The organism is Bacillus sp. PK6-025, from assembly GCF_056530265.1.
Genome location: NZ_CP096509.1, coordinates 1,885,244 through 1,907,476 on the forward strand (window position 1 = coordinate 1,885,244; position 22,233 = coordinate 1,907,476).

The window sequence follows — 22,233 nt, forward strand, 5'->3', positions numbered from 1 at the left end:
AGAGCCTGCGGACACTATTTGTGCACGGGTTGTATCCGCTTTTAATGGCCCTTCTCCCCTAATAATGCATGGTTTGAATGTGATTCTGATTCTACTTTAATGAAGCAAATTCTAACAATTAAGACTCTATAGGTCGAACCATTCCCTGTAGCGCGGCGACAACCTGATCGACATGTCTTTTAGCCTCTTCATCAGTAGTACATTCAGCAAGAACGGTTTCCTCGTAACTTCTGCCCTCAAGGTGTTTATGATAAATCCAGATTTCACATAGCTCTTGGTAGGCTGTACCGGGTCTTTGGCCTGTAACTCCTAGATTATTAAATTGATCCACTCCAATTCTGACTAATACATACCCCATCCTGCCCAATAAACGAACAATATTTCTGCGAAGGTGGTCAAGATCTCTAAATGCTCGCATATTCCGAACATAGGTACTGGATTCAATTCCAAATGGCCGATGAAAAGATGGGAATGAAAACGGGTTTACAGGATATTGATCATAAAACAAGCCCTATCACTCCTTTTTATCTTACGATTTATAATAAAGAATTATATTCGACTATTTTTGGACTGGAAATTTGTCTATACATAATTGTATATTTGCCTAGAAATCGGTGATGCAATCTTCAACGTTCAAAAAAGGCCATTATATAAAGTTTATGATTAGGTAGAAGTATATGAATTCCCAGCCTGTTGCTCTCAAAAAATAAAGGACATTGAGATTTATATGGAGATGGGGTTGAAAAAGGACAAATACTATCTGGTCAAACGGCGAGCCATTTACAAATTTTCGACAGCTCTTGGGATTATATAGCGCTCCCTTTTAAAAAGCCGCAATAGCATCTAACTTTAATCACCTAAAATCACCCCCATTAAATCAATAGTTCTTAATCCTTTCTCAAATTGCTGTTGCGGGGGGAACCGAAAATTTAATTGCGGTGGCCCGAACGTCTTTTTCGAATGATGAAATATTGTTAAAATTTACATCATTAGTATAGTTAAGGGAAGGGTGAAAAGGTTGGATAGAATCTCATCTGCAGAAGTGGGGATGAAAATTACTGAGTGGCACCAGCATATTCAAAAATTCAATGTGACAGACGCCGAAATGCTTAAAGCTGAAATTGAAAGGGATATAGAGGTTATGGAAGAAGATCAGGATTTACTAATCTATTATCAGTTGATGGCTTTCCGCCACAGTATAATGATTGAATATATAGCACCTTCGGGTGAAAAACAGATGGAATTATCAGAATATTTGAAGAGAATTGAAGGGAATAAACGAAAATTAGATCATATGCTTACGTATTATTATCATTTTTTTCGAGGGATGTACGAATTCAGGAATGGAGAATATACGAAGGCAATTACTTATTATAAAAGAGCGGAACGTCAATTTCCTGCTATATCAGATTCGATTGAAAAAGCGGAATTTCACTTTAAAATGGCTGAAGTCTATTACCACATGAAAATGACCCACGTTTCGATGTACTTTGCAGAGCGTGCATATAACATTTACAAAAAATATGAACTCTATTCTGTTCGCCTTATTCAGTGTCATTTTGTCATTGCTGGGAATTATGATGATTTAGAGAATCATGAAAAGGCTCTTCCACACCTAAATCAAGCACTTAGAGGCGCAGAACTATTAAAAAAGAAAAATCCACAGATATACGCTTCTGCTTTTTACAACCTTGGCAACTGCTATCACAAAATGGACAACTTAAATAAGGCTGCAAGATATATTGAACAAGCTCTCATTCAATATAAAAAATTAAAATCAAAAAATTTGCCGCAAGCATATCACGACTTGGCACTAATCAATTTCAAACAAAATAAGCATGATAAAGCCAAGGATTATTACCGAAAAGGGCTTAGAAGTGCTGTGGAGCTTAAAGATCATCTGTTTATAAGCCTTTTTGAAGCTCTCGAGTCACTTTATATAAGACGGGGTGAAACTACATCACTTTTTAAAATTTTCAACCGACTGGAAACAAGCAAAGGATTTCCGTATTTGGAAGAGCTGGCATTGTTAGCCGGCACCTATCTAGATTATAATGGAAAAACAGAGGATAGTCTCATCTGTCTTAAAAAGATGGTCTATGCTCAAAAGCAAATATTGAAGGGGGAATGTTTGTATGAAGTCTAAAATGAAGATCGGTTTAGGGATTATGATAATTGGACTTGGCTTTCTCAGTCATTTTTCGAACAACGATGATATCAACACAGCTTCAAGAAACATCACAAGCGCACCCAATCATTATTTTGTTATTTAATCTAAAAATGAGTTTTTGGAATATCCTTTTAGCCGTTTAATTAGCGGCTTTTTTTATGTATTTCAATCCCTTAACAAATAGGTTCAATGACCTAATCTAAAAGATTCATTTTCATGGATTGACAGGTTTTATTCACCAATTCTTTTCTATAAAGTGGTAAAATATCTCGAGATATGTCACTTTAGTATTAGAGGAGAATGCTATGAAGACTCTGGATGTTCAAGCGTTGCACAAAGCCATTGATCAAACGCTGGAACAATTAAAACATCAATCAGACGAAATCGCCAAAGTTAAAAAAAGTGTTGAGGGCATTACATCACTTGATGATGCTTTAAAGGGGAAAGGGGGAGACGCGATACGTAACTTTTATGAAGAATGCCATACTCCATTCCTTCAGTTTTACGAAACTCTTATTGGGGAATATCAGTCTGCATTGAAAAAAATCAAAAATGCGCTGAATTCCTTTGAACCGAATCATAACGGATTTATATCGCAAACCTTTCTCGAACACGAGCTCGACCAAGGGGTGAATTCAGCCGACCGCACAACGAAGCGTTTGGTATCTAAAACAAACGCCACGATCGCAAAAGTCAGCCACATTGTCGATTTGCCTGATTTGAATGACAGCGGCTTTCACGAACAGAATCAGAAAGCCTTAAAGGAAATCAATCAGACAATTGAAAAGCTGTATACGTTCGACAGGGAACAGACAAGCGCTCTTAAAACCGCTGAAAACGACCTGGAAACGATGCAGAGATACATAACCAGGCTTGAAAAAATGTACACAGGGCCTAAAATTGAAATTACCGGCTATCAAAAAGGTTCCATTTTAAAGTCGGATGATAACTCTAAAATAAACGGACTAGCTGGCGGACTGCAGAGCCAACTGAAGAATACCGAACCGTCTCCGATGGAGATGATGCTTGAAAAGCTCAACAAAAATAAACGATCCAATGTGGATACGGTGATTAGGGAAGACAATGAAGAAAACATCAACCAAGACGTTCATACGAACGATTTTGATTTGAATGCATTGCAAAAAGAACTTGCGAAACATCCAAAGGTTTATGGAGATATCCGGGTTATTGATGGTAAACTATATAATCATAAAGGATGGAAAGTAGTCAAAGATATTCATATTCCAGACGAAGCTGTACGAGATCATTCAGATCCAAGTTTTATTGGCGGCAGATATCGTGTATATGAAAATGGCCAGATTGTACGCACCTATATAGCAAATGACAAAGAAGAAGTGATGGTTGTGGATCGTATTCCAGAAGCCAGAGGTGCTGCATCAGCTAAAATAAATGACTCATACTTTGAAGGAACGCCATTGGAAATTTTAGAGTATCTTAACCTCGGTAATGCAGGTAGAACTCTGACAACCAAAGCAATAAAAAAGGTTGGAAAAGGCCTTGAAAAAGAAGCTGAAAAGCTAGTAAAGAATGAAGTGAAATCAGAAGTCGCTAAAAAGGAAGCTAAGAACGTTTCTCAAACAGCCGAAAAAAATACAAGTACTAAAAAAGCAGAGACTGTTATTGCAGAAAGAGTTAAAAACTTTGATTTGGCAGAACACCCTGTGCAATTTAAACAAGTTGGTGTCAAAAAATTAAAGGAACTTAAATCCAAAATAGACAATAGGACTATTACTCGAGAAGAATACAAAGTATATACTTGGAATAAGAAGTTTGCAGCTAAGCGAGATAAAGGTGTTAAGGCTTTTTGGAAACAAGAAAAAACAAGAATACTTAATGGTGAAGCTCCAACAAGAAATTGGTCAAAAGAGCAAGCACAAGATATTTTAAAAAATAAGAGGCCAAAATATGAAGGGAAAACGATGCAAGGACATCACAGTTATAGCGCTTCTAAATTCCCTCATTTAAGTGACAAAGGAGAAGTTATCTATCCTGCAACAATAAGGGAACATTTATACGGGTGGCACGGAGGAAATTATAAAAATAGCCTCCCTGGAAAACCCATTAAGGATATTAAAGATTTTTAATCTAAAGGGGAGTTATTATGATGGACTTGATTTATGTGGAAGTACTCAATGATTCAAATATTACTAAGTACATTTCGTTATTAAGGAAAACATCATCTAAACCTATTAAGGAACTAAAGCAGGCCATTGAATTAGGAAAACCTGTTATTGAATGTGATTATTATGACACGGAAGAATTGAAATCATTAGTAATCATTATAGAACAGCTACTCTCATTGGGAGCTAGCGTTAAAATCTATGAAAATGACAGAGAAATAACACTTGAGATGTTAAAGAACCTGATCGAAACTTATGAAGGCATTGCAAAAGACCGAGAAGAAATGGATGAGTTACTATTTGGTGATGATGATTAATACTTATTGAATGATGAATTGAAAATATAAATAATATGTATCTCTTCTGCCTTGATTGGCTATTGCCTTTCAAGGTTTTTTATGTTTATATCCGAGAAAAAGAGGGACTTTTTTTATTCCATTTTCTCATGCGATAGAGGCAAGAAAAACGAACGCGAATATCGAGTCCAAGAAGGTGCGCCTACGGACCCTGATCTTATAGCATCTTCGCTGTTTGTTTGGTGTCCGTTTTTTATTTTCGCAACTTTTCAGTCACACCCCGCGATCACTAGGGTGTCAAAAGGAATCTGAAATATGAAAAAGACAAAAAAGCACACACAAAGAAAGCCGGAGAAATTCACTGAACGGGATTTAAGGAACCTGATGGATACAAACAAGCCTATCTACAAAAGAGCCAAAGGCGGGGCATTCAGACAACGATAAGGGGGATTGATCATGAATAAGAAAGAGATCGAAAAGTTGATTAGTAGCTATCATTGGATGGCAAAAGAGGTCCGGAGGTTGCAAATGGTGCTTTACGGTTCTGATATCCCTATGCGGAGCTGGGGCGTTGCTCAATACGGTTTAGAGGCAGCCATGCCACAGGGAAGCCCCGGCAAGAGTCAGGACGTGCTAAGGGATATGTATTTGAGAGAAGAACGGCTTTTTAAACGTCTTGAATATTTTGAGGTCCGCGTATATGCGATTGAAGTAGCAGGCGAGAGTTGAATATCTTGACGTTAAAAACATGAGGGTGTGCTACTATACGGAGCCGATCGAAGTAGAATTCACATTTCGGGAGCACAATGAAATCAAAACGATGAAGCGGAAGAAAAGATTCCGGAAGTACGTTCAGATGGTAGATGGAAAACAGGTCTTCTTCAAGGAATACGGGGATCCGCGAATTATGAATTTGCGGACTGGCAAATATGAAGCCAACACTCCAGAGGAGCTTCAAGCTAACGAAGTCATTCACTTCAAGCTCGGCAGCGGTGCTTATGGCGTTCCCCGTTGGATTGGGCATATCGTAAATCTATACGGGGCTAGAAAAGCGGAAGAACTGAATTACATGTACTTTAAGCAAGGCAGGCATATCCCGGCAGCCATCACGGTGGAAAATGGGATGCTTTCCGAAGCATCTTATCAACAGCTGCATGAGTACATGAATGATCTCGAAGGCACAGAAAACGCTCATAAATTCCTTCTGCTTGAAGTAGAGGGCATACCAACTGAAAAAGGCATTACCGGGGAAGAGGATGTTTCATCCGTCAAAGTTGATATTAAGTCCCTGGGCGAAATTCTACAGCAAGACGCCCTATTCCTTGAATATGACGAGAAAAGCAGAAGCAAGCTTCGTTCTGCCTTCCGCTTGCCACCGCTTTATACAGGGGAAGCACACGAGTATAACAAGGCGACCGCGGACACCGCTCGAAAAATCACAGAAGAACAAGTCTTTCAGCCAGAAAGAAAGATCATAACCGGTAAACTGAATAATTTGTTTCTGTCAGATTTGAATATTTATCATGCTCAGCTTACTTTAAAAGGTCCAGACTTCCGTGATCCGATGGAGATTGCCAAAGTGTTGGGACCTTTTATTAATGCCGGCGCTGTATCTCCCAACGATCTACGGGATCTGGCTGGCCGTGTGCTTGGGAAAACACTTGAAGAATGGCCGGAGGATGAATACAGTCGGCCGCTTGGGAAAGCACAAAACAATTCTTCTGATCCGCTGCAGGCTCTTTTTCAAAAATCAAAAGACAATCGGTCAGAGGATTTGATCATGTTGCTGAAGGATATGAGGGATGTCCTCGAGGAGCTGAAGCAAAATGAATAAGACCGATCAGCTATTAAACAGTCTGAACACCTTTATTCAAAAAGCCGAGGAAGATGATGAAAAATCACTCGTGGAGGTTATACCTGATTTCCCCGGCCTTTCTAAAATACCCGGTTATGTCCAGGAATATGAAAAAAAGGTCGCCAGATTACTCAGAAGCCAGCGTAAGAAGTTTTTAAGTGGTCTGAATGATTTTGTAAGCAAAGACTCAAAAGAGACGTTAGAAGCCATTCTGGTGTATTTTACGCAGAATCTATTTGCAGGGGATGACTTCGAGGAGCAATTTCAGGAGCTGACAGAAGGTTTCCTTCAGCAGACCATTGAGGAGCTGGCTTCTGTCATCATGGATTCATTGGATCCGGAAGTCCGGTTTAAAGCTATTTCGAGTCGTTCAACTAACTGGATCAAAGGTTGGTCTGAGGAGCTGGCCGAAATCATGAAATTAAATACCCATGAAGCGGTAGAAAATGTTCTGACAGAAGCCATCGAGAACGGTTCTTCTATTCAGGACATTGAATTGACTCTCCGGGACATGCCGCAGTTTGATAGATCGCGAGCGCGGACAACGACCATAACTGAAGTGCTTGCCGCTTCCCCTGCAGCGCAGCAGGAGGCTTATTCTCAATCACCAGCTGTCATCGGGAAAAAGTGGAGGCACAGCGGAGGAAAGAAAAACAATCCTCGGGAAAATCATATGGCTCTCGATGGAATGATTGTTGGAGTAGATGAAGAATTTACGATCCCGGGGAGCGGTGAAACCTGCATGCATCCGAGGGATTTTTAAAGCTGTCAGCAAAGGAACGAGTCAACTGTCATTGTGTTTTATCACCTGTGGTTGATAACAAAATTTTAGGGTTGTCAGCTGAGGAAAAAGAAGAGATTCGAAGAGAAGCCTTAGCAAATATGGAATAAAGTAGTATAATAGCCTCATTATATAATAGTGGGGTTTTAATATGGATTGGAATGCTTTTGTTGGGTTTATAAAGGAATACTTACCTGTTATTACTGTAGTTTTATCAGCGTTTATTGCATTTATTTCAACTATTCGACACAAAGACCTTGAAAGGTTTTATAAAAATGCTGAAAATAACTTAGAAAAAGTAATCGAACCTATGTATCTTAAGGTTAAAAACATCGAGAATATCAAGGATGGACAACATAAAATTGAGCTGATTAAAGACTTTTTCGATATTTATGATTCGAAAAAAATGAATATCTCAAAGCTTGGGAATAGACAGTTGATTAATAAATTTTTTGAGACTGAGAAGGCATTTAATCAATATATTCTTAAATTTGATGAAGAAAGTTTGAAATCATTATTCTTTAAAGTAAGGAGTCTAAAATATAATCTTGAAAAAGAGTATTGGAGGCTGTTTGAGACTATATATAAGGACTACAACTGGTATAAAAAAACTGTAGATATGAATTATTTATTCCGCTTTTTTTTAAGAATCTCTTTTTTTATTGAAAGTACCTTATATGCAGTTACTTGGATATCATTTGGTTTTGTAATGTTTGTAATTTTTGACGGAGTGTCTGTTAGTGAAGCAGTTTGGGTTGAAAACTTTAAAGAAGATTTTTTTTCTGCACTTATAATTTTCATTTCGTCTCTTGCCACCCTTTATATTTCTATGTTTATTAATTTTGCTTTTGCAGACGATACAAAACAGAAAAAAAAATTCGTCGATTATGCATCGGCAGGTTTAACTTATGTATGGAATAAGATGTCTTTAAAAATTCGAGAATGGAAAGAAGAACGAGCTAATCGCAAAGTAGAAAGAGAACGAGAAAGAGCTAATCTCAAAGAAGAAAGAGAACGTGCTGCCCGCTCAGAGGAAAATGATTAGGCTTGAAAGGAGGTGAAACAATGCCTCGAGAATTGGTAAACGCAAAAATTACACACGTTTCTTACGTTGACAAGGCTGCTAATCAAAAGCAGTTCTTTTTTATGAAATCAGAAAAACAGCCGGACTTTCAGAAAGAAATCAAGGTCCTGACAAAAGCGGATGATGAAAAAAAGCTTGTATACGGGATTGTATATGAACCAGATACGCCAGACGCTCATGGAGATTTCATGACAGCTGTCGAAATCGAGAAAGCCGCCCATGGATTCCTGAAGGATGCCAGGCAGATTGATAAGCAACATGATTTTCAAGGCGGCGTCGGTGAAGTGGTGGAATCCTATGTCGCGCCGACGGACTTTGAGATCAATGGTGAAACCATAAAAAAGGTTTCTTGGGTGCTGGTCACAAAAGCTTCAGATGAGGTCTGGGAACGGATCAAAAAAGGCGACATCACCGGTTATTCAATGGCCGGGACCGCCGAAACAATCGAAAAACAAAAAGAGAAGCCTTTTTCTCCTTATGCCAATGAAGAGAAAGGGCTTTTTAATTTGCTTAAAAATTTCTTTTTAGGCAAACATGAGGAGCCACAAACACCAGTAGGAAAAGCCGGCCGGAAGTTTTCGGCCTCCAACCTGAATGAAATCAAAAACGCTCATGCCGCTCTCGGCAATTTGCTGAGTCAGGCAGAAGCAGAAAAGGAGGAAGACGAGTTGAAAAAAGAAGATATTGAGAAATTGCTTGATGACAAATTAAACCCGATCACCAAGCGACTTGCTGAAATTGAAAAGGAAGCGGAATCTGCAGAGGGCGACGGAGAGGATGAAAAACAAGAACAGTCCGTCATCAAGCAAATGGATGAGCTGCTTGAACAAAAGCTCTCGCCTATTCAAGACCGGCTGGAAGCTGTTGAAAAGAGCCGCGGTATTTCAAAACAAGCGGGATCTGATCAAGAATCAGAAGAGTACATAAAAATACCAGACACCTTACTAAATAAGGTGTTTTTTTATTGGAGGCGATACATCATGGATATTAGAACTATACCAGTAGAAAAGATTAACCCTGCTCCATATAATCCGCGCATTGATCTGCAGCCAGATGATCCGGAATACGAAGCACTGAAACAATCTATGAAACGGTTTGGAGCAGTTGAACCGTTAGTTTGGAATGAAAAGACGGGAAACCTTGTCGGCGGTCATCAGCGGTTTAAAATTCACATGGAGGAGAAGCCGCGTACTCTCCAGGTGTCAGTTGTAAATCTGGATGAATCCGAAGAAAAAGCGTTAAACCTGGCTCTTAATAAAATTAGCGGCGATTGGGACGATTACAAACTTGAACAGGTTTTGGAAGACCTGCAGCACAATAATTTTGATCTATCCCTTACAGGCTTCTCAGAAAGTGAAATAGATGAAATCTTGGGAGAGCTGGCTGAGCATGAAGGCAACGAAGGAAAATCAATGACAGCCAGGAATTAGACCTGGATGATTATGAAGATGATCATTTCCAACATACCTGCCCCAAATGCGGATTTTCATTTAATGAATAGATGATTACATGGAAAAGAAAGAGTACCGTTGGAAGTTGGGCGATTTAAAAAACATCAAGAAAAATGGCCTTAAAGTATTCAGTACATTCTCTTGCGGCGGGGGTTCCTCTATGGGCTATAAGCTCGCCGGCTACGATCTTTTGGGGAACTGTGAGATCGATCCGCAAATGATGAAGATTTACAGGAAGAATCATAATCCGAAATATCCTTTTCTTATGGACATCAGAGACTTTAACAAAATGGAAAATCTGCCTGATGAATTGTTCGATTTAGATATTTTTGATGGTTCCCCGCCCTGCAGCGTGTTTTCTATTGCGGGTGATCGGGAAAAGGCTTGGGGAAAAGAAAAAGCCTTTCGTGAAGGACAGGCCAAACAGTCACTTTATGATCTGTTTTTTCATTACCTTGATGCTGTTGAAAGGCTGCGGCCAAAAATCTTTTGGCCGAGAATGTCAAAGGAATGGTCAGTGGAAATGCAAAAGGTTATAGGAAAGAGTGTAGGATTTGGTAAAGTAACAGGAAGAATTTCTGCTGATCATAAAGTACTTTGGAGGCTAGATTACGATCCTGAAAAGGGATCTCATATAAATGTTGAAGATTATCGAAATGGAAAGGGAGACAAAGCAAAAAAAGTTTATATTCCTTTTGAGGGTAATGAAAAAACATACAAAACTCTTTTAAGACATTTAAATAAATAAGGAAGTGTTTAATATATGACTTTGTATGAAGAATGTTTAGAAGCATTAGGGGATCATAAAAAAGTTTTATCAAACGAAACAACAGAGAAATTTCATCAAGAACTTGCATCAAAATATCCATTTACATCTTGGGGAAGAATTCAATGGGAGTTAGTGAAGAATCACAAGTCTATTGAGTATGCCGAGGATATAGATGACTGGTTGACTGAGAATAATATAGAGGATAAAGAAATCATTCTACTATGGAGTTTCGGTGATTATCCAGCGATTAAAACAGAGTTAGATAATGCATTAAAGGTTATTGATGATGTAACTGCAGTGGGCTCAGACACTTTCATGTACAGTCCATATGGATTTGTAATTGAGTTTTTTCATGATGGAGATGTAACCATTGGTATGGCTAATAATTATAGAACCGACTGATGGTATCGTTCTGCGTTTTAAAAAGCATTTAATCCCTGATTAAGTGCTTTTTTAAATCCGAGAGAAAGGGGAACTTTTTCCGGACCTTTTTGTCATGCGAAATTGATGATGAAGGTCGTCTGCTTCACAGGAGGAGCGGCTGAAGTCTCTACAGTATCGAACGCAAGCGTTGATATTTCATTACGATGTTTATTTGCTAAGAAGAGACTCTGCATGCTCAATCCAAAATTGGAAAACCAGATAGGCTGCCAGATGATAATGACGGAGGACATTTAATTGATTCTAACTTGGGCATCTTTCCTGATCATGAAGATAAGCTCGCCCTATATGAAGGAGTTGCTGTTTAAGGGTTAGTAGAATATTATCTAAGTAGGTGAAGAAATGAAATTAGCAACAACAGAATTATTAAAAGAGTTGTCAGAATACCAATTTTTCAACTGGGAAGATGATGAACAAAACGAATTTAATTTAATTATTGGTATGCCAGATGAAAAATTGAAGAAAAAAGACTTTTACAGTTCTTTTGGATTTGAATCAGTCGAGAACCCCTATTCTGAAATTTGCATTGAATCAAAAGAATGGATTGAGTTAGAAGATCAATTCTTTAAATGGGTCACCCCTTATTTAACCAATTTTGAAAATACAATAATTACTCCTTTTTTAAGTGCGTATTGGGAAGGAGAAATAGATTTAGAAGATATAGATGATCAAGATCAAGAGCTTAGCATCGCGTATAAAGAGTATAAAAATTTTCTGATTTCTAAAGGGTTATACAGTATGGAACCAACTTTGCTTGAAACATGTAGAGGATATAAGATCGAAAATATTAATGAATATTCCATTATTGGGAAGATGGCGGCAAGATCAAATCAATACCTATTCTTTTCAGATCATAATAAAGTTTTTATGTTTACTGACGCTCTTACATTGAAAATTTATTTTAAAGATCAGGATGTTATGGAAAAAGAAAAGGATTTGATTAATAAAACCTTGAATCCTAAGTTTTTATAAAGGCTAAGACAAACAACTTGCGGACACTGAACTTACGCTTGATGCGTTCGTTTGGTGTCTCTTTTTATATTAAGGAGGGGGTTATAATGTCTGCTGAACATTTGTCTTTTCTGCCATCCATAGACGAGAAAGAAACAAATACGGAGCTGAAAAAATTTGTCAGGTAGACAGGGCGCTCAAATACAGCCTTGATGATGAGTAAAGATCATAAAGGCCAAGTATCCCCTCTGAAAAATCAAGGACTTTGAAATTGATATGGGGATCGGGCTAAAAAAAGATAAATCAGATCAAGTGCCAAACCATTTATCATTTTGTAACAGCCCCTCGGAATTACTTGAGGGCTGTTGTTTTAAGAACAAAAAAGCAGGCAAATAACCTGCTTAAAACCTGATTTTGCCCTTGAAAAAGACTCGCAAAATCAAATCTCGGGTCTTTCTATTAAGCAAAGAGAGGGCCAACAAAGCGAGAAATGTTACTTTGCGATGCAATTTTTAAATTGCCGCTCCAGCTCCTCTTTGTCCAAGTTCTTTCCAATGAAAACAAGTTCGCTTTGTTTTGTCTCGTTTTCGTTCCACTTGCGATCCGGACGTCCTGAAAACAGCATATGCAACCCTTGGAATACGATTCGATATTCTTCCCCTTTAATAGAAAGGATCCCTTTATAACGTAATAAATCTTCGCCTTTTTCCCGTACGAGATAACTCATCCAATGATCCACTTTTGCCAAATCAAGAGGCTTCTCTTCCCGAAAAGCAATAGAAGACACTTTATCATTATGATGATGGTGATGATGATCCTCTAGAAAATGAGGGTCGATTTCAAGTTTTCGATTGACGTCAAACGTATTGATCCCCAGGATATCTTTTAAATTGATCTTGCAATCTCTGGCATGCAGCCTCTTAGCCGCAGGATTAATGTTGACAAGTCTTTGCTCCAAGGATTCCAAATCGTCATTTGATACTAAATCTGTTTTATTGAGGATGATGACGTCAGCAAAAGCAATTTGTTCTTGAGCTTCATCCTGATCATCCAGATGTCTGGCGATATGCTTGCTGTCTACTACCGTGACGATGCTGTCAACTTCAAATATGTCGGACAGCAGCTCATCCATAAAAAAAGTCTGGGCAACAGGTGCTGGGTCAGCCAGTCCTGTTGTTTCGATTATAACCCGGTCGAATGCAACTTTCCCTTGATCCATTGAGAATACAAGAGTTCTCAGAATGCGAATCAAATCTCCGCGGACCGTGCAACAGATACAGCCGTTGTTCATTTCCAAAATTTCTTCTTCAGAATCAACGACGAGCTGATTGTCTATCCCGACTTCTCCGTACTCATTGACAATAACCGCAATCTTTTGATTGTGTTTTTCTGTAAGTATTCGATTTAAAAGTGTGGTTTTCCCGGCGCCTAAATATCCAGTGAGAATAGTGACAGGAATTTTCTTTTTAGTTAAAGGCATGATCATTCGACCTCATTTACAATTTTTTTGATACTTTGATTACTTTTTCTTTGTCTTTTGGAATCCCGGCGATGACGCCAGATGAACGTTCGAAACGTTGGCCATCATACAAATGACTTGCTTTTTCTTGATAATCTTCATTGGTACAAAGCGAGTCAATCAGGAGGGGGACATCCTCCGGTTTTAAATCTTTATACCATGTTCCTTTCGGATAGTGGATGACCACGCACTTATCTTGGCATCTTCCATTACACCGCGTGCGCGTTGTATGAATGACATCGTCAAGCTCCCGGTCTGAAATTTCTTGCCGAATCACTTGAGTCAGTTCCTCAGCTCCGACCCGATTGCAGCTGCTGCCGTTGCAGATAAAGATATGATGTTTCATATTACTTAAATCCCATGTCGCCATATGTATCTTTCCTCCGAGTAAAACAGAATTATTACGATTTGCAAACGGTAAAATGATAAAGAACTAAGTAAGCCCGGGTCGATAACTGTCCCGAAAGGTGATACCGATAACCGGGGAGACGGTGGGGTAAGCTCCGCATTTCATCGTCACCTTGAGCTTTTCACTCCTTTCGCAAGCTCTCTATTCAGCCTTCTCTTGCCGCCTTTGGTTGTTTATTTATATGGTCTCTCTTTCAATATGGCAAACAAAACGTAATTATTACGATTTAAAAATCATTTTATCTCTTTTTCAAGTCAAACGCAAATAGAAGAGGTTAAACGGTGCCAATGAGATCTGAGCAGCTTCTTTTTCAGCCAGAGCCTATCTGGCTCAGGGGAGGGTTTGCATTATATTATTGTACTGAATATAAAAGAACTTTACCCCTTTTCCTAAGCTGGAAAAATTGATAAAATTTTTAGCGGAGAATGAAAAAACACGATTCGGTTGGTAGTCCGGATGCATGATTGATCATGCCAGTAACCTTCCCCTCCTCGGGATGTCCGTCATTCTCTGAAGTACATGTTGATGGAGGAGGGAATCGTTATGAAATTAACGGTTTACTATGATGGTCAGTTTTGGATAGGAGTCATTGAAGTTGTGATTGAAGGTAAGCTGAGAGCCGTCCGGCATTTGTTTGGCAAAGAGCCGAAGGATTCGGAAGTTTTGCATTTTGTTCATCATCAACTTTTACAGGCACTGTCACAAGCAGATCAGGAAGGAGTTAGGCTGGACGCCCGCCGCCCGCGCAAAATAAATCCGAAAAGGCTGCAGCGGCAAGTGTCTAAAGAATTGAAAAATGCTGGTGTGTCTCATAAGGCGCAAGAAGCGATAAAACAAGAGCTGGAAGCAAGAAAACGAAAGAAACAGCGGCTGACAAAAGAGCAGCGGGAAAAGGAAAAAGAACAAAAGTATTTACTCAGAAAGCAAAAAGCGAAACAAAAGCATAGTGGAAAATAGAATTTCTTTGGAGCAAAGTGAAGCTCAATAGAGGGGCGTTTTCCTGTATTGTATTAAAAAAAGGCTCTTTTTAAAAAGAGCCTTTCATAATGGAGTCAATAACGATAAGCAAGAGGGGAGAACATGTAAAATAAGGAGAAGGTCATAGGTTATTGCTTTTTAAAACAGAACCATTTTAGAACTTAATAGCCTCCATAACCACCGCCGAACCAGCTGGCACCAATGATGATTAAGAGAATGAACAGGACAACAATTAAAGCAAAACCGCTTCCGTATCCGTAACCTCCGCTCATATGTTTCACCTCCCTAAAGATACATAGTTTATCCTATGTATCTTTATCAATTCGGTATAGGATATTGATTTACATTTTTAAAAATAGTTGACCCATTTGCAACTGCGCCCTCATGCGGAGTCTTCGTGCAGAGAGGATGAAAATGGTGATTGGCGTCCTTTAAACGGAATATAATGCAATAAATCCACCGAAAAGGGCGCTGAGTAAATTGAATTTTCAATTAACTGAGGGAGACATGCTTTATATCATTAGAAACGGCCTTCAAACAACACAGTATCCCAAGCAAGTAATGATCGTTGGTGCCGGGTTGTCCGGGCTTGTCGCAGCGTCTTTATTAAAGAGTGCCGGGCACAGAGTGACGATCGTGGAAGCGAATGACAGAGCGGGAGGACGTGTTTTTACTTCCCGTGCGCCCTTTAGCGAAGGGTTGTATTTCAATGCCGGTCCGATGCGCATCCCCGATATTCATACTTTAACGATAGAATACATTAAGAAATTTAATCTGCCTGTCAATGAGTTTATCAACAGAACCCCCATGGATATTCTTTACGTCAACGGCGTGAAAACTCGTCTTCATGAGTTTGAAAGACATCCGGGTGTTTTAAGATTCCCGGCTGCTCCCCATGAGCAGGGGAAAACGGCTGAACAGCTGATGCTTTCTGCATTGCAGCCTATCCTCAATTTTATCAGCCAAGATCCGGCGAGAAATTGGCGTATTGTTGAAAAACAATACAGAAACGAATCGTTGGGCTCTTTTCTCAACACTCATTTTTCACACGGCTCCATTGATATGATTGGTGTGCTTTTGGACATGGAAGCGTACATGGGATTGTCACTTGTCGAAGTATTAAGGGAATCGATCTTTTTTACATCGCCGTCTCGTTTCTATGAGATTACAGGTGGCATGGACTTGCTGACGCAAGCTTTTCTTCCGCAATTAAAGGGCGATATTTTATTTGGTCATAAATTGATGAAAATATCTCAAACTGAAAACAATGTGACAGCCCATTGTATCCACCAACAGTCGGCAGAACATTCAGCTCTGACAAGTGATTTCACAATCGTAACAATTCCTTTTTCAACTTTGCGATTTGTGACATTTGAGCCGTTTGATTCGTTTTCCTACCATAAGCGGAGAGCGATTCGGGAGCTTAACTATATTGCCGCGACAAAAATAGGAATCGAATTTAAGAGCAGGTTTTGGGAAAGAGTCGGGCAGCGCGGCGGGAGATCCATTACCGATTTGCCGATTCGCTTTTCATATTATCCAAGCAGCGGTATAGGGACACACGGTCATGCTGTTATTTTAGCGAGCTATACGTGGGCTGATGAAGCGCTGATATGGGACAGTCAGCCGGAAGAAGAGCGGATCCGCTATACGCTGAAAAATTTAGCGAGAATATATGGAGATATCGTGTATTCCGAGTTTGTATCAGGCGCTTCTTTCAGCTGGACGCAAAATCCTTTTTCAGCGGGAGCATTTACAGCTTTCGAACCTGGTCAGGAATTGGAGCTGTATCCTTATATTCCTATGCCTGAGGGAAGGGTGTATTTTGCCGGGGAGCACGCTTCCCTCACTCACGGGTGGATGCAGGGAGCGATTGAATCGGGAATACGGGCGGCATATGAAGTGAATCAGTCCTCCCGCGTGTAACCATGAACTTTGCAAGTATTGAAGGAATGGGAAAGAGTCGCTTTTAAAAGGCGGCTCGTTCGTTTTTATTTAAGGCAAACAGACGGATCATGCAATAAACGCCGATCGGCTGCTTCCTAAACAGTAAGAAATGTGTTCCCGGTTCTTAAAAACAAGTTTTTAAGAACTTCATTTATAAAAAATTTTAATGCTTATGATACAATTGAATTGTAGATGTAACACGATGAGCGATAAGTGTTTTGCTGAGGTGCATGATCGGATCGCCCGCATTTTTTCGTTAAGAACCCCTCTTTTTCTAACAATAAAAAAGCCCCCAAATCGAGTTTTCCCTTAGGAAAGGCTCATGACATACCGGATGGAATGGTTTAACATTCCGCCGGGCAGAATAGCTTCGAAAGGATTGAATCACATTGAATGCTGCTCTTGAACGAAACATCATGCTTTTGCTTCTCTGTTTGACAGCAGGTATTGTAGATGTGATTGGGTACTTAAGTATCGGTCACGTATTTACTGCTAATATGACCGGGAATATCGTACTGTTAGGATTATCAATCGGCAATTCTCTTCATGCGACCGCCGTGTACTCGCTGATCGCATTGTTCGGATTTATCATCGGCGTGATTATTTCAGCAGCCATTGTCGGAAAACAAGAAAAATCGTTCTGGCCGTCAGGCGTCACGATTGCACTTGCTGTTGAAGCAGCCGTATTGCTTCTATTTGCTTGTCTGACTTTCTATGAAAGTTCGCCACACTTTTTGATCTTGCTGTTAAGCATGGCGATGGGGCTTCAGACTACAGCAGCCAGAAAGCTCGGCATTGCAGGGATTTCCACTACTGTCCTAACGGGGACGCTCGCAAACTTTTTCGAAGATGTGACAAAACGGTTCCTCAGCAAAAACGACCAAAAGGTCATCCATAAGGACGCATGGCTTCGCGCTTTGACGATTGTGCTCTATTGCCTGGGGGCCGTCATCGCCGCACTTGCTGAGCCTGCGCATCCGTTTGCCGTGATTTGGATTCCAATCACAATCATTATTGGGATTATTGCGATTGCAGGCACAAAGTTTCACGGACGGAGTGAAGACTGAAGGACGGTCCCATACACGAGCATACGCGAACATCGTTTGTTACATACGTTTTATGAGGGTGCCTGTTCGGGTAAAAGAACGGGGGACAGCACCAGTATCGGTTAAGATTGGGAGGAGGATAAATGGTTGGAACACATTAATATGGAGCAGTTTATTTTATTAGCGGCCTTATTGCTGATTATCGGTGTACTGACAACGAAATTTTCGACTAGGCTCGGAGTGCCCGCTCTCGTCTTGTTCTTGATTGTCGGGATGATCATGGGGAGCGACGGTCTCGGAATTATTTATTTTAATAATCCCGAGTTAGCCCAGCTGATCGGAGTTATCGCACTCGTCGTCATCCTTTTTGAAGGCGGTCTGCAAACAAAATGGTCTTCAATCAAAGCGGTCGCCGTTCCTTCATTGTCGCTCGCAACGATTGGCGTTTTGCTGACCACCTGTGTGGTTGCGGTTGCGGCCAAACTGATTTTTAATGTTTCCTGGATGGAAGGCTTTTTATTCGGAGCGATTGTCGGTTCTACAGATGCGGCCGCGATTTTCGCCGTTTTGAAAGGCCAGAATATTAGAGACAGATTGAGCTCTACACTGGAAGCAGAGTCGGGTACAAATGATCCGATGGCGATGTTTTTGACTTTATCGCTCATCCAGCTGCTGACGGCTGATCATTCATCTTATTTCATGCTTGTGATTTCATTTTTCTGGCAGATGGGAATGGGGCTTTTGCTCGGATATGTACTCGGGCGGTTCGCCAGCTTTGCCATCAATAAAATCAACTTGGATTCAAGCGGACTTTATCCGATCTTTGCTCTTGCTTTTGCGCTTCTTACCTACAGTCTTACAGATGTCATCGGGGCGAGCGGCTTGCTTGCCGTCTACATTGCTGCGCTTGTCATCGGAAATCAAGATTTGACTTACCGACATTCTATTTTCAGGTTTAATGAAGGCTTTGCCTGGATGATGCAGATTTTGATGTTTATTATTCTAGGATTATTGGTTTTTCCTGCCCAATTTTTATCTTTCGATATCATTTTCAAAGGCTTCCTGCTTTCGCTGATTTTAATTTTTATCGCCAGACCGGTTGCCGTTTTTCTGTCGACCATCAAAATGGGCTTTCATTTTAACGAAAAAATCTTCTTGTCGTGGGCCGGATTAAAAGGGGCCGTTCCGATCGTTCTCGCAACATTCCCCATGACGATGGGGCTTGAAAACAGCCAATTGGTCTTCAATGTCGTATTCTTCGTCGTTTTAACATCTGCTTTGATCCAAGGATCAACCATATCGGTCTTCGCAGAAAAATTGAAATTGAACGGACCGCAGAAAGTCGAAGCGCCGCATTCGCTCGAGCTTGTTTCCATCGGCAAGGCGAACGCCGAAATTATCGAATTTGAAGTCGATGACCAAACAGCCATCACCGGGCAGGCACTGAAAGACATCAGCTTTCCGAAAGATGCCCTGATCAATGCGATCATCCGAAACGGGGATTTGGTCACGCCGCACGGAGAAACGAAAATTAAATCAGGCGATATTTTGTATATTCTCGTATCGAAAAAACAAAAAAAGGAACTGAAAAAATTATTAAACAGGGAATTTGATTAAGCTTTCGGAAAAGCACAGGACAAGGCTGGCTTGCTCAGTATGTCACGAATAAAGGTCAATGAAGGGTACTGCACCGGTATTCTTCATTGGCCTTTTTTGCAATGTGAAAGTTCAGCTTATGTTCCTTACATTGATCCCTTTGTTGATCAATTGTATAATTTAAAAATCAAATATGAGGAGGCGCATGAATGATGAAGTGCAAAAAAATAAATGGGTTAACATTCGAGGGGAAAGCGCATCATTAACCCTATAAACTGCGTGATTCCCCTATAATTTTGGGGGTATCATTCAATTGAAAAACATTAAAATGCAGTCCTTCAAGCATCAAAAGAAGGCGTTTTGGTGGCTTAGCTTTGTCGCTTTCTTCAGTGTGATGAACGAAACCGTATTTAATGTTGCATTGCCGGACATAAAAAATCAATTTGGCGTGTCGCCTGCCGCGGCAAATTGGGTGAATACGAGTTTTATCATTTCCTTTGCTGCTGGTTCGGTCGTTTACAGCAGGCTTTCTGATATGTACGGTGTCAGAAAGCTGTTTGTGGCCGGACTAATCATCTATGGCGGAGGTTCATTAATAGGTCTTTCGGCTCAGTCTTATTTCACGGCCGTGATCTTTGCGCGCTTTGTTCAAGGAGCCGGGGCTTCCGCTGTACCCGCGCTTATCCTGGTCATCATTACACGCTATGTTCGTCCGGAGGGCCGGGGCAAAGCGTTCGGCCTTGTCGGATCACTGGTGGCAATGGGCGAGGGAATAGGTCCGGCTATCGGCGGAATGATTGTACATCATATTCATTGGTCGTTTCTGTTCCTTCTTCCGATGGCGGCGCTGATGTCGATTCCATTCTTCCTCAGAAATATGCCTGCTGAAGCCGCTGTAAAAGCAAATCTGGATATCATTGGGATCGTCCTGCTGACAATCAGCATTGTGATGTTCGCTGTATATATATCGCTGTATCATGTCTTTTATTTAGCGGCGGGCATTTTTTGCTTGATTGGAGCTGCGGTTCATACCCGATATGCGGAACATCCTTTTATTGACCGGTCTTTAATCAAGAATCGCAGATATATAGGCGTCGTTTTGGCAGGATGTATCGTATTGGGAAGCGTTGCGGGAATCGTCTCTGTCGTTCCATATATGATGACAGTCTTGTTCAGTTTAAATGCCGATATTATCGGAAGCGGCATTATGCTTCCGGGTAGTGTGGGCGTTATCTTTTTCGGCGTCGCGGGGGGAGCCCTTACCGATCGCTTCGGCAGCCGGTTTGTTTTTACTCTTGGATGGTTATTGATCTTGGCAACCATAGCGGCCGCGTCACAGTTCGGTGACCGGACACCATGGTTGATGACGATGCTGCTCGTGTTTATATTTGGCGGTCTTTCATTTGTGAAGACGTCGATTTCCAATAGTGCCGCAGAAAGCTTGGAAGAAGAGGCTGCAGGCGCTGGAATGGGGATGCTGAATTTTGCCTGTTTTTTATCTGAAGGAATAGGCGTCGCATTTGCAGGAGGCTTGATGGCAGTGCGCGGGTTCGGCTATTCTGCGCTTCCGGCAATGGACAATGCCTGGGGCGCTGTATTCAGCCGCTCGTTTGCCATATTCACAGTCTTTGTATTGGCTGGCGGATTGCTATATTTATTGACTTGCAAACGCAAAAAATCTTAACATATTCGAATGGTTGGGCGGGACCGCCCAGCCGTTTTTTATGTTGTATGGATTTTCTGAAACATGATGAAAGTAAAGGATGAAGAAATTATGAAAGAAGCATCGGCACCTTTGAAATTGACGGACTGACAATTGAATATTCGCGAATAGGTGAAGGGAAGCCGATTCTAGTGATGCATGGAGGCATTTGAATTGAATTTGGGTATCGAGAGAGGTTGACGTAGAGTCGACGGCAGGGGAGCCGATTCACATTACCTCATATTGAAGCGGGAACCGTCGAACAAATTAATATACATGCAATGTAAGGGAAGTCTCGCAAACTGCTCTTAAAAGTTCATGATTTGTTTTAAAATAAGGCGGACAATCCGTGTAGTGTACACTATAGTTGATATCAAGGAGGGATTACGGTGTACGAGTCCAAGAAACATTTGAAAGAAGAAATTCATAAGCGTTATTTGTTACTAGATGGGGAGTTTGACGATATCCCCGATCAGTATAGAGATGTTCGGGATCAAGACGTAGATCGAACGCCAGGGGAAATCCTTGCTTATCAGCTCGGATGGTTAAACCTGTTGATGAGCTGGGACAGGGATGAGCGCTTGGGAAAAACCGTTGTCACTCCCTCTCCTCATTATAAATGGAACCAACTGGGTGCTCTTTATCAATCTTTTTACGATATGTATTCTCACTTTTCGTTAACTGAGCTTCGCCAAGAATTCAAGAAAGCAGAGGCACAACTTCAGTCTTGGATTGATACGCTCACGGATGAAGAATTATTCACCCAAGGTACTTTGAATTGGACAGGTGAAAACCCGAAGTGGCCTGCTATAAGGTTCATTCACGTCAACTCTGTGGCTCCATTTAAAAACTTCAGGACTAAAATAAGGAAGTGGAAGAAGAATCAACTGGGATGAAATCGTGTTAACATGAAGAAGTGCATTCAAAAGATACTCAATTTTTCTTATGAAGCTGAAATTAACAATGCTATAAAGTTATCTATATTCACTTCTTTCGAGGCATTTTCCATTTTGTGAAAAGCCCGCGATTGAAACGATGCGGCTATGCAATGTGGTAAAACTTTGCATAAAAAACTTAACATTTTAAAAATCCAGCCG

General features: G+C 40.6%; 16 protein-coding genes and 8 pseudogenes. 20 read left to right on the plus strand and 4 right to left on the minus strand.

Annotated elements, in window-relative coordinates:
- Nucleotides 1-118: 118 nt before the first annotated feature.
- Nucleotides 119-508 carry a hypothetical protein gene (locus tag M1D67_RS09735; RefSeq protein WP_479831791.1) on the minus strand — a complete coding sequence of 130 codons (390 nt, stop codon included), beginning with the start codon at nt 506-508 and terminating at the stop codon, nt 119-121.
- Between the two features lie 192 nt (nt 509-700).
- Here M1D67_RS09735 and M1D67_RS09740 point away from each other — a divergent pair.
- The 14 genes and pseudogenes from M1D67_RS09740 to M1D67_RS09805 all read left to right on the plus strand — a co-directional run.
- Nucleotides 701-814, plus strand: a pseudogene (locus M1D67_RS09740) (ArpU family transcriptional regulator); the annotation flags it as partial.
- A 204-nt stretch (nt 815-1,018) separates the two neighbouring features.
- Nucleotides 1,019-2,146, plus strand: a complete 1,128-nt coding sequence (locus M1D67_RS09745) for a response regulator aspartate phosphatase (RefSeq protein WP_023857670.1) — start codon at nt 1,019-1,021, stop codon at nt 2,144-2,146.
- 329 nt (nt 2,147-2,475) lie between these two features.
- Nucleotides 2,476-4,275 carry a T7SS effector LXG polymorphic toxin gene (locus M1D67_RS09750; RefSeq protein ID WP_081303578.1) on the plus strand — a complete coding sequence of 600 codons (1,800 nt, stop codon included), beginning with the start codon at nt 2,476-2,478 and terminating at the stop codon, nt 4,273-4,275.
- A 20-nt stretch (nt 4,276-4,295) separates the two neighbouring features.
- A complete protein-coding gene (locus tag M1D67_RS09755; RefSeq protein ID WP_059230555.1) occupies nt 4,296-4,628 on the plus strand; it encodes a hypothetical protein in 333 nt (110 codons plus the stop codon).
- A 435-nt stretch (nt 4,629-5,063) separates the two neighbouring features.
- Nucleotides 5,064-5,330, plus strand: a pseudogene (locus M1D67_RS09760) (sigma-70 family RNA polymerase sigma factor); the annotation flags it as partial.
- Nucleotides 5,326-6,441, plus strand: a pseudogene (locus tag M1D67_RS09765) (phage portal protein); the annotation flags it as partial. The pseudogenes M1D67_RS09760 and M1D67_RS09765, both read left to right, overlap by 5 nt.
- Nucleotides 6,434-7,353: pseudogene (locus tag M1D67_RS09770) on the plus strand (phage head morphogenesis protein). The pseudogenes M1D67_RS09765 and M1D67_RS09770, both read left to right, overlap by 8 nt.
- Before the next feature lie 41 nt (nt 7,354-7,394).
- The gene (locus M1D67_RS09775) at nt 7,395-8,288 is read left to right on the plus strand and encodes a hypothetical protein (RefSeq protein ID WP_146873761.1); all 894 of its coding nucleotides are present in this window, start codon (nt 7,395-7,397) and stop codon (nt 8,286-8,288) included.
- 20 nt (nt 8,289-8,308) lie between these two features.
- A pseudogene (locus M1D67_RS09780) lies at nt 8,309-9,235 on the plus strand (XkdF-like putative serine protease domain-containing protein); the annotation flags it as partial.
- A 72-nt stretch (nt 9,236-9,307) separates the two neighbouring features.
- Nucleotides 9,308-9,828: pseudogene (locus M1D67_RS09785) on the plus strand (ParB N-terminal domain-containing protein).
- Between the two features lie 8 nt (nt 9,829-9,836).
- Nucleotides 9,837-10,321, plus strand: a pseudogene (locus M1D67_RS09790) (DNA cytosine methyltransferase); the annotation flags it as partial.
- Nucleotides 10,296-10,526: a hypothetical protein gene (locus tag M1D67_RS09795; RefSeq protein WP_146873763.1), complete on the plus strand. Its 231-nt coding sequence runs from the start codon at nt 10,296-10,298 to the stop codon at nt 10,524-10,526. The pseudogene M1D67_RS09790 and the gene M1D67_RS09795, both read left to right, overlap by 26 nt.
- Nucleotides 10,527-10,541: 15 nt before the next feature.
- Entirely contained in the window at nt 10,542-10,949 is a 408-nt protein-coding gene (locus M1D67_RS09800; protein ID WP_145624317.1) for a CDI toxin immunity protein, read from the plus strand.
- A gap of 381 nt (nt 10,950-11,330) precedes the next feature.
- Entirely contained in the window at nt 11,331-11,960 is a 630-nt protein-coding gene (locus M1D67_RS09805; RefSeq protein WP_145624319.1) for a hypothetical protein, read from the plus strand.
- Between the two features lie 472 nt (nt 11,961-12,432).
- On the opposite strand, the gene M1D67_RS09810 is transcribed toward M1D67_RS09805, so the two are convergent.
- Both M1D67_RS09810 and M1D67_RS09815 read right to left on the minus strand, forming a co-directional pair.
- Nucleotides 12,433-13,425 (minus strand): CobW family GTP-binding protein, encoded by a 993-nt coding sequence (locus M1D67_RS09810; RefSeq protein ID WP_479831792.1) that lies wholly within the window; start codon nt 13,423-13,425, stop codon nt 12,433-12,435.
- Nucleotides 13,426-13,435: 10 nt separating this feature from the next.
- A complete protein-coding gene (locus tag M1D67_RS09815; protein ID WP_020451475.1) occupies nt 13,436-13,828 on the minus strand; it encodes a (2Fe-2S) ferredoxin domain-containing protein in 393 nt (130 codons plus the stop codon).
- Nucleotides 13,829-14,337: 509 nt separating this feature from the next.
- On the opposite strand from M1D67_RS09815, the pseudogene M1D67_RS09820 reads away from it, so the two are divergent.
- Nucleotides 14,338-14,824: pseudogene (locus M1D67_RS09820) on the plus strand (YjdF family protein).
- A gap of 182 nt (nt 14,825-15,006) precedes the next feature.
- On the opposite strand, the gene M1D67_RS09825 reads toward M1D67_RS09820, so the two are convergent.
- On the minus strand, nt 15,007-15,117 hold the full coding sequence (locus M1D67_RS09825; protein WP_020451477.1) for a YjcZ family sporulation protein: 111 nt from the start codon (nt 15,115-15,117) through the stop codon (nt 15,007-15,009).
- A gap of 235 nt (nt 15,118-15,352) precedes the next feature.
- On the opposite strand from M1D67_RS09825, the gene M1D67_RS09830 reads away from it, so the two are divergent.
- The 5 genes from M1D67_RS09830 to M1D67_RS09850 all read left to right on the plus strand — a co-directional run bounded on the left by M1D67_RS09830 (nt 15,353) and on the right by M1D67_RS09850 (nt 22,032).
- Complete coding sequence (locus tag M1D67_RS09830; RefSeq protein ID WP_033155136.1) at nt 15,353-16,771, plus strand: flavin monoamine oxidase family protein; 1,419 nt, start codon at nt 15,353-15,355, stop codon at nt 16,769-16,771.
- 410 nt (nt 16,772-17,181) lie between these two features.
- Nucleotides 17,182-17,859 carry a YoaK family protein gene (locus tag M1D67_RS09835; protein WP_020451479.1) on the plus strand — a complete coding sequence of 226 codons (678 nt, stop codon included), beginning with the start codon at nt 17,182-17,184 and terminating at the stop codon, nt 17,857-17,859.
- Between the two features lie 126 nt (nt 17,860-17,985).
- A complete protein-coding gene (locus M1D67_RS09840) occupies nt 17,986-19,455 on the plus strand; it encodes a potassium/proton antiporter (protein ID WP_020451480.1) in 1,470 nt (489 codons plus the stop codon).
- A 292-nt stretch (nt 19,456-19,747) separates the two neighbouring features.
- Complete coding sequence (locus M1D67_RS09845; RefSeq protein WP_025811463.1) at nt 19,748-21,118, plus strand: MFS transporter; 1,371 nt, start codon at nt 19,748-19,750, stop codon at nt 21,116-21,118.
- A 401-nt stretch (nt 21,119-21,519) separates the two neighbouring features.
- Entirely contained in the window at nt 21,520-22,032 is a 513-nt protein-coding gene (locus M1D67_RS09850; RefSeq protein WP_026579708.1) for a ClbS/DfsB family four-helix bundle protein, read from the plus strand.
- Nucleotides 22,033-22,233 lie beyond the last annotated feature (201 nt).

What these genes read in the sequence shown, in the direction of transcription:
- M1D67_RS09750 (WP_081303578.1), top strand. Translation starts at nt 2,476, where the DNA reads ATGAAGACTCTGGATGTTCAAGCGTTGCACAAAGCCATTGATCAAACG.
- M1D67_RS09755 (WP_059230555.1), top strand. Translation starts at nt 4,296, where the DNA reads ATGGACTTGATTTATGTGGAAGTACTCAATGATTCAAATATTACTAAG.
- M1D67_RS09775 (WP_146873761.1), top strand. Translation starts at nt 7,395, where the DNA reads ATGGATTGGAATGCTTTTGTTGGGTTTATAAAGGAATACTTACCTGTT.
- M1D67_RS09800 (WP_145624317.1), top strand. Translation starts at nt 10,542, where the DNA reads ATGACTTTGTATGAAGAATGTTTAGAAGCATTAGGGGATCATAAAAAA.
- M1D67_RS09805 (WP_145624319.1), top strand. Translation starts at nt 11,331, where the DNA reads ATGAAATTAGCAACAACAGAATTATTAAAAGAGTTGTCAGAATACCAA.
- M1D67_RS09810 (WP_479831792.1), bottom strand. Translation starts at nt 13,425, where the DNA reads ATGATCATGCCTTTAACTAAAAAGAAAATTCCTGTCACTATTCTCACT.
- M1D67_RS09815 (WP_020451475.1), bottom strand. Translation starts at nt 13,828, where the DNA reads ATGGCGACATGGGATTTAAGTAATATGAAACATCATATCTTTATCTGC.
- M1D67_RS09825 (WP_020451477.1), bottom strand. Translation starts at nt 15,117, where the DNA reads ATGAGCGGAGGTTACGGATACGGAAGCGGTTTTGCTTTAATTGTTGTC.
- M1D67_RS09830 (WP_033155136.1), top strand. Translation starts at nt 15,353, where the DNA reads ATGCTTTATATCATTAGAAACGGCCTTCAAACAACACAGTATCCCAAG.